10 protein-coding genes and 1 riboswitch are annotated in these 12,305 nt (G+C 73.5%); of the genes, 3 read left to right on the top strand and 7 right to left on the bottom strand.

The window, feature by feature from the left end; genetic code table 11:
- Nucleotides 1-95: 95 nt before the first annotated feature.
- Complete coding sequence (cobF, locus tag ACIRST_RS17105) at nt 96-854, bottom strand: precorrin-6A synthase (deacetylating) (RefSeq protein ID WP_402802949.1); 759 nt, start codon at nt 852-854, stop codon at nt 96-98.
- A 133-nt stretch (nt 855-987) separates the two neighbouring features.
- Nucleotides 988-1,191, top strand: a riboswitch (cobalamin riboswitch).
- Between the two features lie 175 nt (nt 1,192-1,366).
- Between cobF and metE the strand changes: the two genes are divergently transcribed.
- Entirely contained in the window at nt 1,367-3,682 is a 2,316-nt protein-coding gene (metE, locus tag ACIRST_RS17100) for a 5-methyltetrahydropteroyltriglutamate--homocysteine S-methyltransferase (RefSeq protein ID WP_402802948.1), read from the top strand.
- A gap of 104 nt (nt 3,683-3,786) precedes the next feature.
- On the opposite strand, the gene ACIRST_RS17095 is transcribed toward metE, so the two are convergent.
- Nucleotides 3,787-4,386, bottom strand: coding sequence for a class I SAM-dependent methyltransferase (locus tag ACIRST_RS17095; RefSeq protein WP_350522663.1), 600 nt, complete (start codon nt 4,384-4,386; stop codon nt 3,787-3,789).
- 55 nt (nt 4,387-4,441) lie between these two features.
- Between ACIRST_RS17095 and ACIRST_RS17090 the strand changes: the two genes are divergently transcribed.
- Complete coding sequence (locus tag ACIRST_RS17090; protein ID WP_396546475.1) at nt 4,442-5,233, top strand: AraC family transcriptional regulator; 792 nt, start codon at nt 4,442-4,444, stop codon at nt 5,231-5,233.
- Nucleotides 5,234-5,432: 199 nt separating this feature from the next.
- Here the strand turns inward: ACIRST_RS17090 and ACIRST_RS17085 are convergent, their stop codons facing one another.
- The 3 genes from ACIRST_RS17085 to aceA form a co-directional block, all read right to left on the bottom strand.
- A complete protein-coding gene (locus ACIRST_RS17085) occupies nt 5,433-6,299 on the bottom strand; it encodes a 3-hydroxybutyryl-CoA dehydrogenase (protein ID WP_402802947.1) in 867 nt (288 codons plus the stop codon).
- A gap of 38 nt (nt 6,300-6,337) precedes the next feature.
- Entirely contained in the window at nt 6,338-7,951 is a 1,614-nt protein-coding gene (aceB, locus tag ACIRST_RS17080; protein WP_402802946.1) for a malate synthase A, read from the bottom strand.
- Between the two features lie 167 nt (nt 7,952-8,118).
- Complete coding sequence (aceA, locus tag ACIRST_RS17075) at nt 8,119-9,411, bottom strand: isocitrate lyase (RefSeq protein WP_402802945.1); 1,293 nt, start codon at nt 9,409-9,411, stop codon at nt 8,119-8,121.
- Nucleotides 9,412-9,761: 350 nt separating this feature from the next.
- On the opposite strand from aceA, the gene ACIRST_RS17070 reads away from it, so the two are divergent.
- Nucleotides 9,762-11,165, top strand: a complete 1,404-nt coding sequence (locus ACIRST_RS17070) for a short-chain fatty acyl-CoA regulator family protein (protein ID WP_402802944.1) — start codon at nt 9,762-9,764, stop codon at nt 11,163-11,165.
- Nucleotides 11,166-11,270: 105 nt separating this feature from the next.
- Here the strand turns inward: ACIRST_RS17070 and ACIRST_RS17065 are convergent, their stop codons facing one another.
- The gene (locus ACIRST_RS17065; protein ID WP_402802943.1) at nt 11,271-12,062 is read right to left on the bottom strand and encodes a CbtA family protein; all 792 of its coding nucleotides are present in this window, start codon (nt 12,060-12,062) and stop codon (nt 11,271-11,273) included.
- A gap of 25 nt (nt 12,063-12,087) precedes the next feature.
- On the bottom strand, nt 12,088-12,303 hold the full coding sequence (locus tag ACIRST_RS17060) for a CbtB domain-containing protein (protein WP_402802942.1): 216 nt from the start codon (nt 12,301-12,303) through the stop codon (nt 12,088-12,090).
- Nucleotides 12,304-12,305 lie beyond the last annotated feature (2 nt).

Here is a 12,305-nt window from a genome sequence, read left to right as displayed (position 1 = left end):
TCGGCGACCGCTGACGTTCGGCGACCGCTGAGTTCGGCAACCGCTGACGGGCCGGCCCGGTGCGCCGCCCCCTCCACGGGGCGGCGCACCGCCGGTCAGCTCCCGGCCCGCCGGAGCAGGTAGGTGTCCATGATCCAGCCCTTGCGCTCGCGGGCCTGCTCGCGCAGCTCGCGGATCCTCGGGGCGGCCTCGGCGAGCGGGCCGGCGACGAGGATCTCGTCGGGGGTGCCGAGGTAGGCGCCGTACCGGATCTCCAACCCCTCGGGGTCGATCCCGGCGAAGGCGGCCCGGCCGTCGAGCATCACCACCACGTCGTCCACGCCCTCGGGGAAACCCTCGGCCAGACGGCGGCCGGTGGTGATCTGCACCGGGCGGCCGACCCGGGTCAGTGTGGTGCGGTGGCGGGCGGCGAGCGCCGAGACGCTGCTGATGCCCGGGACCACCTCGAAGTCGAACCCGACGGTGCCGCGGGCCAGGACGTCGTCCACGACGGCGATGACGCTGTCGTACAGGCTCGGGTCGCCCCAGACCAGGAAGGCGCCGGTCTCGTCCTCGCCGAGGTGCTCGGCGAGGAGCCGTTCGACCAGGTCGGCGCGGCGGACGCGCCAGTCGTCGACGGCGGCCGCGTACGCGGGGGTGCCGCGGTCCCGTTCCGCGTCCGGCGCCTCGGCCACACGGTGCCCGGCCCGGCCGTGCTCGGCGAGGATCCGGCGACGCAGCCGGATCAGGTCCTGCCGTTCCTCGCTCTTGTCGAGGATGAAGAAGACGTCCGTGCGGGCGAGTGCCTTGACCGCCTGCAGGGTGAGGTGATCGGGGTCGCCCGCGCCGATACCGATGACGAAGATGTGCCGCATGGGAGGCATTCTGCCGTCCGAACCGCTTCGATCTCGTCCGGCCGACGGGGGCGGCGCCGGGTCTCACCATGCGGACACGTTGCGTGAATTCCGCGTGGGTTCGGGTTCCTTGCCCCTAAGCTGGCCGGGCAGCTGGTTCGCCCTGTCCGCCAGGCGGGGCGTCGTAAGAGGGAACCCGGTGACGCCGTTTGATCGGCCAGTCCGGGACTGCCCCGCAGCGGTGAGTGGGAACGACCGCCGTCATACGCACTGGGCCCGGGACGGGTCTGGGAAGCGACGGCCAGTAGGAGTCCGCCCTCGACAGGGTGGGCGCGCCCGCGAGTCCGAAGACCTGCCACTGCCCGCCCGCGGAGGATCCGCGCGCGGACATCCGGTGACCTCGTGGGCGGGTCGGCGACCATACCAGGCAGATCAGGCCCGTACGTCCGTGCGGCCACTGCCCGGTCCGTCATCCCTTCGCGCCCCTGCGGTCTCCGGATCCCTGAGGAGACAGACTCGCGAAGGAGAGTCCCTTGACCACGAAGTCCGCAGCCGCGGCAACCCTCGCCACCGCGTACGGCTACCCCCGCCAGGGCCGGGGCCGGGAGCTGAAGAAGGCGATCGAGGGCTACTGGAAGGGCGCGGTCACCGCCGAGGCGCTGCTGGCGACGGCCGCCGACCTGCGCCGGGGGAACTGGCAGCAGCTCGCCGACTCCGGCATCGAGGAAGTCCCGACCGGTGACTTCTCGCTCTACGACCACGTGCTGGACACCACCGTCGCCGTCGGCACGATCCCCGCCCGCCACCGGGCCGCGGTCGAGGCCGACCCGCTGGACGGCTACTTCGCCATGGCGCGCGGCACGCAGGACGTCGCGCCACTGGAGATGACCAAGTGGTTCGACACCAACTACCACTACCTGGTACCGGAGTTGGGCCCCGACACGGCCTTCGCGGCGAACCCGGCCAAGTCGGTGGGCGAGCTCGGCGAGGCCCTCGCGCTCGGTCACACCGCCCGGCCGGTGCTGGTCGGGCCGATCACGTACCTGCTGCTCGCCAAGCCCGCGCCCGGTGTCGCCGAGGACTTCCAGCCGCTGACCCTGCTGGACCGGCTGCTGCCGGTCTACGCCGAGCTGCTCGCGGCCCTGAAGGCGGCCGGCGCCGAGTGGGTCCAGCTGGACGAGCCCGCCCTGGTGCAGGACCGCACCCCGGCCGAGCTCAACGCCGCCGCCCGCGCCTACCGGGACCTCGGCGCCCTCGCCGACCGGCCCAAGCTGCTGGTCGCAAGCTACTTCGACCGCCTCGGCGACGCCCTGCCGGTCCTGGCGAAGGCCCCGGTCGAGGGCCTGGCGCTGGACTTCACCGGACCGGCCGCGGCCAACCTCGCCGACCTCGCCGCCGTCGGCGGGCTGCCCGGCAGGCGACTGGTCGCCGGTGTGATCGACGGGCGCAACATCTGGATCAACGACCTGGGGAAGTCGCTCGCCACCCTGGCGACCCTGTTCGGCCTCGCCGACCGGGTCGACGTCGCGCCCTCCTGCTCACTGCTGCACGTGCCGATCGACGCCACGCTCGAACGCGACATCGACCCGCAGATCGCCCGCTGGCTCGCGTTCGCCAAGCAGAAGGCCGCCGAGGCCGCGCTGCTCGCCCGCGGCCTGCGCGAGGGCACCGGCGCGATCACCGCCGAACTCGCCGCCAACCGCGCCGACCTGGCCTCCCGCGCCACCTCACCGATCACCCGCGACCCCGCCGTCCGCGCCCGCGCCGCCGCCGTCACCGCGGCGGACGCCCGCCGCGCCCAGCCCTACCCCGTACGGGCCCAGGCCCAGCGCGCCCGGCTCAGGCTGCCGCTGCTGCCGACCACCACCATCGGCTCCTTCCCGCAGACCACCGAACTGCGCGTCGCCCGCGCCGACCTGACGGCGGGCCGGATCGACACGGCCGCCTACCGGGAACGGATGGAGGCCGAGGTCCGCGACGTCATCGCCTACCAGGAGAAAGCCGGCCTCGACGTCCTGGTGCACGGCGAGCCCGAACGCAACGACATGGTCCAGTACTTCGCCGAACAGCTCACCGGCTACCTGGCCACCCGGCACGGCTGGGTCCAGTCCTACGGCACCCGCTACGTCCGCCCGCCGGTCCTCGCCGGGGACATCTCCCGCCCGCACCCGATGACGGTGGACTGGTTCGGCTACGCGCAGGACCTCACCGACCGCCCGGTCAAGGGCATGCTCACCGGCCCGGTCACCATGCTCGCCTGGTCCTTCGTCCGCGACGACCAGCCGCTCGCCGACACCGCCCGCCAGGTCGCCCTCGCCCTGCGCGACGAGGTCACCGACCTGGAGGCCACCGGCGCCGCCGTCGTCCAGGTCGACGAGCCGGCCCTGCGCGAGACCCTGCCGCTGCGCGCCGCCGACCGCCCGGCCTACCTGGACTGGGCCACCGAGGCCTTCCGGCTGGCCACCTCGGGCGTCCGCGCGGACACCCAGGTCCACACCCACATGTGCTACGCCGAGTTCGGCGCGATCATGAAGGCGATCGACGACCTCGACGCGGACGTCATCTCCCTGGAGGCGACCCGCTCGCACATGGAGGTCGCCGGGGAGCTGGCCGAGGCCGGCTACCCGCGCGAGGTCGGCCCCGGCGTCTGGGACATCCACTCCCCGCGCGTCCCGAGCACCGAGGAAGCGGTCTCGCTGCTCCGGGCCGGCCTCGCCGCGATCCCGGCCGAGCGCCTCTGGGTCAACCCCGACTGCGGCCTGAAGACCCGCGGCTGGCCGGAGACCCGCGCCTCCCTGGACAGCCTGGTCGCCGCCGCCCGCCGCCTGCGCGAGGAACTCGCCGACTGACCGTCCCCCGAAGGGAGTCGTCGGCTGAGCGGCCGGTGGTTCGCGGCCCCGGCGGACCTTCCGTCGGGGCCGCCCGGCGCGCACTCCCGTGGGCCCGGGGCCGGTCAGCGGGCGCCGGTGACGCTGCCGTCCTCGGCTGCGGCTCGCGGCCTGTGGGCGACGAAGGTCAACCGTCCCCCCACCCCGATGGTCAGGTTCTCGAAGCCCAGCGTCTGCAATCGCGTCAGGAAGGACGACGGCTCCACCGGGTTGTACGTGTCGCCCTCGTGGAAGTGGTGCAGCCCGTCGCCGGCCAGGCTGTCCGAGCCCACCAGCACCCCGCCCGGGCGCAGCACGCGCAGGACCTCGGCGAGCAGCCTGTCCTGCAGGGCCCGGGTGGGGACGTGGTGCAGCATCGTGAAGCAGGCCACCGAGTCGAAGGCCGCGTCGGCGAAGGGCAACGCGGTGGCGTCGCCGTGCCGGACCTCGACGTTGGTGCCGGCGAAGCGGGCCGCCAGCGCCTCGGCGGCGGGCTGTTCGTACTCGACGGCGACGAGCCGCTCGACGCGGTGCCGCAGCCAGTCGGTGGCGGCGCCCGGACCGGGGCCGATCTCCAGCATCACCGTGCCCAACTCGGCTCCGGCCGTCACCGTGGGCAACACCGTGGTCTGCAACGTCCGGGCCCATTCGGGGCTGGTGCACACTCGTGCGTGGTTGAGGTTCATGTCCAAGAGGCTAGGAAGGGCGCGGGTGGGCCACCAGCGCGTACGCTTCCAGATCATGTCGTCAAACGGACAACCCCGTCCCGGTCCGCCGGGCACCGTGGCCGAGGCGGCCGGCGCGATCGTGGTGCGCTCCTACGACCTCGCGCCGGGCAGTCGGTTCGGCACCCACTGGCACGACACCCACCAGGTCGTCTGGGCCCGCAACGGCGTGCTGACCGTGTCGACCGAGGACGGTGAGTGGATCCTGCCGCCGACCCGGGCGCTGTGGATCCCGGCCGGCACCGCGCACCAGACCGCCGCGCTGGCCGGCACCGCCATGCGCAGCCTGAACATCACCCGGGGCCCCGGGCTGCCCGGCTGGTCGGTGCCGCAGCCGGTGGCGGTGGACCAGCTGGTCGCCGGCCTGATCGACCACCTGGCCCGGCCCGCTCTCGACCCGCCGCGCCGGCTCCGGGCCCAGGCCGTCCTGATCGACAACCTGGCCCCGGTCCCCGCCCGTTCGATCGAGGTGCTGATGCCCGTCGATCCCAGGGCCCTCGACGTCGCCCGCGCCCTGGTCGCCGACCCGGCGGACCCACGGACCCTCGCCCAGTGGGGGCACCACGTCGGCGCCGGCGCACGGACCCTGGCCCGAGCCTTCGCCGCCGACACCGGCATCACCTTCGCCCGCTGGCGCACCGCCGTCCGGCTGCGCGCGGCCCTCGGCCACCTCGCCCACGGGGAGCCCGTCAGCAGGGTCGCCGGCCGGGTGGGCTACGCGACGCCCAGCGCCTTCGTGGCCGCCTTCGTCCGGGAGACCGGCCTCACCCCCGGCAGCTACTTCCGCGGCGGCCCGGCGGCGGACTGAGGGACCCGGGCCGGGACGGTACGGAGCCCCGGAGCAGTGCGCGGTCGGCGCGAACTCCGGGGCTGCGGGCGGGTGGTGCGTTCCCCCGGGCCGCGAACGGGTGGCTGTGAACGGCTGACCGCGAACGGCTGACCGCGAACGGCTGACCGCGAACGGGCGGCCGCGAACGGGTGGCCGCGAACGGGCGGCCGTGCCCGGGTCAGGCCGGCCGGTGGACGTGGAACCCCCGCCCGCTCTTGCGGCCGAGCAGGCCGGCCTCGACCATCCGGGAGAGCAGCGGCGGCGGCGCGTACAGCGGCTCCTTGTACTCCTCGTACATCGACCGGGCGATCGCCTCGACGGTGTCCAGGCCGATCAGGTCGGCGAGTCGAAGCGGGCCCATGGGGTGGGCGCAGCCGTGGACCATGCCGGCGTCGATGTCCTCGGGGTCGGCGTGGCCGGCCTCGGCCATCCGGATCGCGGACAGCAGGTAGGGCACCAGCAGGGCGTTGACGACGAAGCCGGCCCGGTCCCGGGAACGGACGACGCGCTTGCCGAGGACGTTCGTCGCGAAGGCCTCCACCCGGCCGACGACGGCGGGGTCGGTGTGCAGCGAGGCGACCAGTTCGACCAGCGGCATCACCGGTGCGGGGTTGAAGAAGTGCAGGCCGAGGACGTGCGAGGCACGCCCGGTGGCGATGCCGAGGCGGGTGACCGGGATCGCCGAGGTGTTGGTGGCCAGGACGGCGTCCTCGGCGACGAGCACCTTGTCCAGCGTGGTGAGCACCTCGGTCTTGACCCGTTCGTCCTCGACCACGGCCTCGACGACGAGCTGACGGTCGGCCAGCGCCTCCAGGTCGTCGGCGAACAGCAGGTGCGCCCAGGCGTCGGTGCGCTGCTGCTCGCCGATCCGGCCGCGGTCCACGGCGCGGTGCAGGGAGCGGTCGATCCGGCTGCGGGCGGCGCGCAGGGCGGCCCGGCCGCTCTCGCAGACGACGGTGTCGAGCCCGGCGCGGGCGAAGACCTCGGCGATGCCGGAGCCCATCTGCCCGGCCCCGACGACGGCCACACGGCGGATGTCGTTCATGAGCGTGCCCCTTCAGAGCGGATGCGGGTCGCCACGGGTCAGGCCACCGGGACGGTCGTGTGCACGAGGTGGCGGGCGTAGGCCTCGGTGGTCAGGAAGGCGGGCAGGTCCGCGCCGAGCGCGGTCTCCTCCAGGATCCGCACCGCGTCGTCCACCAGCACCGGATCGACGCCGTCCGCGAGCAGGGCTGCCCGCTCGCGGTCGATCAGGCGCCGCACCGTGTCCGGAGTGACGAGCGAGCCGCCGGTGAGCCGGGTGCAGTGGTGCTGCCACTGCCAGATCTGACAGCGGGAGATCTCGGCGGTGGCGACGTCCTCCATCAGCCCGAAGACGGCGACGGCGCCGGAGCCGTCCAGCCAGGCGACCAGGTAGCGCAGGGCGACGGCGACGTTGGCGCGCAGGCCCTGCTCGGTCGGCAGGCCGGCGGTCAGACGGTGGACGCCGAGCAGGTCGGCGGCGGTGACCTCGACGTCTTCGCGGGTACGGTCGAGCTGGTTCGGGTGGTCCCCGAGGACGGCGTCGAAGGCGGTGCGGCAGGTGGCCACCAGGCCGGGGTGGGCGACCCAGGAACCGTCGAAGCCGTCGCCGGCCTCGCGTTCCTTGTCGGCGCGGACCTTCGTCAGCGCGACGGCGTTGGCCTCCGGGTCGCGCTGCGGGATCGCGGCGGCCATGCCGCCGATGGCGTGGGCGCCCCGGCGGTGGCAGGTGCGCACCAGCAGGTCGGTGTAGGCGCGCATGAACGGCTGCGTCATGGTGAGGGTGGCGCGGTCGGGCAGGACGAAGCGCGGGCCGTGCTGGGCGAAGTTCTTGATCAGGCTGAACAGGTAGTCCCAGCGGCCCGCGTTGAGGCCCGCCGCGTGCTCGCGCAGCTCGTAGAGGATCTCGTCCATCTCGAAGGCGGCGGTGATGGTCTCGATGAGGACGGTGGCGCGGATCGTGCCGTGCGGGATGCCCAACTCGGCCTGGGCGAAGGTGAAGACCTCGTTCCAGAGCCGCGCCTCGTGGTGGCTCTCCAGCTTGGGCAGGTAGAAGTAGGCGCCGGAACCGGCCGCGATCTGGGGCCGGCCGCAGTGGAAGAGGTAGAGGCCGAAGTCGACCAGGGCGCCGACGGCCGGGCGGCCGTCGATCAGCAGGTGCTGCTCGTCCAGGTGCCAGCCGCGGGGGCGGACCACGATGGTGGCCGGGTCGTCCCCGACGTAGTAGCGCCTGCCGTCCGGGGTGGTGTCGTCGATCCGGCGGTCGATCGCGTCCAGCAGGTTGAGCTGGCCGGAGACCAGGTTGTGCCAGGTGGGGGAGGTGGCGTCCTCGAAGTCCGCGAGCCACACCTTCGCACCGGAGTTGAGGGCGTTGACGGTCATCCGGCGCTCGGGCGGCCCGGTGATCTCCACCCGGCGGTCGTGCAGGCCGGGACCGGCGCCGGCCACCCGCCAGGTGCGGTCCTCCCGGACGGCGCGGGTCTCCGGGAGGAAGTCCAGGGTGGCGCCGGCGGCCAACGCGGCGGCACGGCGGCCGCGTTCGGCGAGCAGCTCGGCGCGGCGGTCCGCGAACCGGTCGTGCAGGCGGGCGAGGAAGGCGAGCGCCTCGGGGGTGAGGATCTCGTCGAATCGGTCCTCGTGCGCTCCGAGGACCTCGATGCGGCTGGGCTGGCTCATCCGGCTCTCCAGGGGGCGGGCGGAAGGCGCCCTGGGCCTCGTCCCTCAACGAGGCCCAGGGCGGCGGGGTGGACGGCGGCTCGTCCCCAACGAGGCCGCCGGGGTGGCTCAGTGACCGTTCGGGCGTCCGGGGTGGCTCAGTGACGCTCCGGGCCGCCCGGGGTGGCTCAGTGGAACTGCTCGGCCTCGGTGGAGCCGGTGAGCGCCAGGGTCTCGGCGTTCGGGTTGACGGCGGTGGAGACCAGGTCGAAGTACCCGGTGCCGACCTCGCGCTGGTGCTTCACCGCGGTGTAGCCGTCCGGCACGGCCGCGAACTCGGCCTCCTGCAGGTCGACGTAGGCGGTCATGCCGTGCTCGGCGTAGCCGTGGGCGAGCTGGAACATCGAGTGGTTGAGCGCGTGGAAGCCGGCCAGCGTGATGAACTGGAAGCGGTAGCCCATGGCGCCCAGCTCCCGCTGGAACTTGGCGATCTGGTCGTCGTCCAGCGCGGCCTTCCAGTTGAAGGACGGCGAGCAGTTGTAGGCCAGCATCTTGTCCGGGTACTCAGCCTTGAGCGCCTCGGCGAACTCGCGGGCCTGCGCGAGGTCCGGGGTGCCGGTCTCCACCCAGATCAGGTCCGCGTACGGGGCGAAGGCCAGGCCGCGGGAGATCACCGGCGCCATGCCGGGCTCGACCCGGTAGAAGCCCTCGGCGGTGCGCTCACCGGTGCAGAAGCGGGCGTCGCGCTCGTCGACGTCGGTGGTCAGCAGGTTGGCGGCGAGCGCGTCGGTGCGGGCCACGATCAGGGTCGGCACGTCGGCGATGTCGGCTGCCAGGCGCGCCGAGTTGAGGGTGCGGATGTGCTGGGCGGTGGGGACGAGCACCTTGCCGCCGAGGTGGCCGCACTTCTTCTCGGAGGCGAGCTGGTCCTCGTAGTGGATGCCCGCCGCGCCGGCCGCGATCATGCCCTTGGTGAGCTCGAAGGCGTTCAGCGGGCCGCCGAAGCCGGCCTCGGCGTCGGCGACGATCGGCACCAGCCAGTCCGGGCCGTCGTTGCCCTCCGCCGCATCGATCCCGTCCGCCCGCAGCAGCGCGTTGTTGATCCTGCGCACCACCTGCGGCACCGAGTTGGCGGGGTAGAGGCTCTGGTCGGGGTAGGTCTGACCGGCCTGGTTGGCGTCGGCCGCGACCTGCCAGCCGGACAGGTAGATCGCCTGCAGTCCGGCCTTCACCATCTGCACGGCCTGCCCGCCGGTGAGCGCACCGAGGGCGTGGATGTAGTCCTGCTCGTGCAGTTGGGTCCACAGGCGCTCGGCGCCGCGCCGGGCCAGGGTGTGCTCCTCGCGCACCGTGCCGGACAGCCGCACCACGTCGGCCGCCGTGTACGTGCGCTCGACGCCCGCCCACCGCGGGTCGGAGGCCCACCGCGCGGCGAGCTCCGCCGCCTGCTGCTCCTGCTGCTGCCGAACCGACTGAGTCATGGGTCTGCTCCCCGAGGGTGCTGGTTTGCGAAGGGTGTGACGCACCTCACCGCAAGGGCGAGTGGGCGGCCGGACGGTGCCGGGCTGCGGTGGGTGCACCGCGGGACGTGGATGCCCGGACAGCCCACCGGACCGCGACCGACCTGGTGTTTCACTGCTGTCCTGCGCACCTCCCGGCCGCACCACCGACTCTGGCAGCCTGTCGGGCCCGCCGTCACCGGTGGACCGGTGCCAACTTCTGCGAACGATCATCAGCGAATCTGCGAAGGTTGCGACGATCCGGCCCCCGCCCCGGCGGCTAGGCTGCCCCCACCGCATCCGCCCGGGGCGCGCACCGTGGAGGGAGCCACATGGGGAAGGCCTTCGCCGGCGCCAGGCTGCGCCGCCTGCGCGAGGAACGCGGCCTCAGTCAGGCCGCCCTCGCCCGGCTGATCGACCTCTCGCCCAGCTACCTCAACCAGCTGGAGCACGACGCCCGCCCGCTCACCGTCCCCGTCCTGCTGCGCCTCACCGAGGCCTTCGGAATCGAGGCCGGCTACTTCGCCCCGCCGGACAGCGCCCGGCTCACCGCCGAACTGCGGGACACGCTCGGCGAGGAGATCACCGCCGGACGCGTCACCGCCGGCGACCTCGACGAGCTGGCCGGCCGACTGCCCGCCGTGGCACGGCTGTTGACGGATCTCGCCCGCGGCCGCCGGGACACGGCCGAACAGCTCGCCGTCCTCGCCGGGGACCGCGGCGCCGAGGCCGACGCCCGCACCCCGCACGAACAGGTCCGGGAGTTCTTCTACAGCCGCCGCAACTACGTCCACGAACTCGACACCGCCGCCGAGGAGTTGGCGAACTCCATCGAGCTGAGGCGCGGCGGGGTCAGGGAGGCGCTGACCGAACGGCTCGCCACCACGCACCGGGTCCGGATCGCCACCGGGGGCGGACAACTGCACCGGTACGACGAGCGGACCCGGACCCTGCACCTGTCGGACCGGCTGCGCCCCGGCCAGCGGGCCTTCCGGATGGCGACCCAGCTCGGCTACCTGGAACACGACTCCCTGCTGTCCGAACTCGCCGTCCAGGACAGCCCGGAGGGCTCCACCGCGTTCTCCCTCACCCGGATCGGGCTGGCCAACTACTTCGCCGCCGCCCTCGTCCTGCCGTACACCGCCTTCCACGCCCAGGCGGAGGCGGCGCGTTACGACATCGAGCACCTCGCCGACCACTTCGGCGTCGGCTACGAGACCGTATGCCACCGCCTCAGCACCCTCCAGCGCTCAGGCCTGCGCGGCGTGCCGTTCTCCTTCGTCCGCGTCGACCGGGCCGGCAACGTCTCCAAGCGGCAGTCCGCCACGCCCTTCCACTTCTCCCGCACCGGCGGCACCTGCCCGCTGTGGAACGTCTACGACGCCTTCGCCTCGCCGGGCCGGGTCCACGTCCAGGTCGCCGCCATGCCTGACGGCCGCCGCTACCTCTGGACCGCCCGCGCCGTCACCCGCTCACCCGGCGGCTGGGGCCGCCCCGGCAAGACCTTCGCCATCGGCCTCGGCTGCGAGATCCGCCACGCCGGACGGCTGGTGTACTCGGCCGGCCTCGACCTCGGCGACGAGAGCGCGGCCACCCCGATCGGCCTCGGCTGCAAGGTCTGCGAACGTCCCGCCTGCCCGCAGCGCTCCGCCCCGGCCATCGGCCGCCCGCTGGCCGTCGACGAGCGCACCAGCACCTTCGTCCCCTACGCCGCGGTACCCGACCCCCGGAGCTGACGGCCGGAAACGGCGGCTCCGTCCTCGTCCCGGGAACGCCGGAGGCCGGTCGGGGCGACGTGGTGTCGTCTCGACCGGCCTCCGGTGTGGTGACGGGTGCGTGCCTCAGTGTGCGGAGGCGGCGGTCTCCGGGGCGCTCCCCGGCGTTGCGACGGCGGTGGTGGCCGCGGTCGCGGTGGCGGGCTTCGGGTTGAGGAGTCGTTCGGCGAGGTGGCCGAAGAGCAGTCCGAAGGAGGTCCAGAGGGTGAGCTGGATGGCGAGTGCGGCGAGGCGGAACTGCCAGAGGAGGGTGGCCGAGAAGTCCTCGGGGACCTCGTTGATGGCGGGCAGGAAGGCGTAGGCGAGGCCGACGGCCACGGCGAAGCCGAGGACGGCGACGACGGTGGCGTACCACGTGCCCAGGCGCGGCGCGAGGCGCTTGCCGACGATCACCGCGGCGACCGCCAGCAGCACGCTGAGCGCCATCATCAGGAAGTACAGCGTGGTGCGCTTGCCGATGGTCTCCGGGTCGCCCACCGACGGCGGGTTGGCCGGGTACTTGAGGAACGGCACGACGTAGACCGCGACCAGTGCGACGCCGGACAGCAGGGCCGCCGTGGCGCGCGGGGAGAAGCGGCCGATGCGGCCGAGGGCGAAGCAGTAGGCGAGGGCGGCGATGCCGCCGAGGGCGACGCCGTAGAGGAGGACGCCGGTGGCCAGGCCTGCGGTGGACTGCAGGGAGCGGCTGACGATCTCCATCTCGGGTGCGCCGGGGGCGGCGTGGGCGTCCTCGTAGGCGATGGCTGCGTCCACACGGGGTTCGCCGAGCAGGTAGGCGACGATGAGGGCGAGCACGCCGGCGGCGAGGCCGGCGAGCATGCCGCGGACGAGCAGGGATCTGACGTTCACGGAGTTCACTGGTCTGTTTCCCCTGTTTTCCTGGTCAGTGGCAGGGGAAGCCGAGCAGGTGGCGGCCGTCGTGGACCCACTCGTGGACGTCTTCGCCGGAGATGAGGGAGGTGGCGCCCTGCTCGGCGCCGACGAAGTAGATCAGGGTCATCAGCAGGATGCCGAAGAACACGGCCCAGGGCAGGATGGCCTTGACGGAGATGGGGGTGACCGCCGGAGCGGTGGCGGCGGGGGCGATGGGGTGAGCCATGG

It is taken from the genome of Kitasatospora sp. NPDC101447, from assembly GCF_044767225.1.
In the GTDB taxonomy this organism is placed as follows: domain Bacteria; phylum Actinomycetota; class Actinomycetes; order Streptomycetales; family Streptomycetaceae; genus Kitasatospora.
Note: the sequence above shows the minus strand (reverse complement) of the source record. Positions and strands in the feature narration are given on the sequence as shown.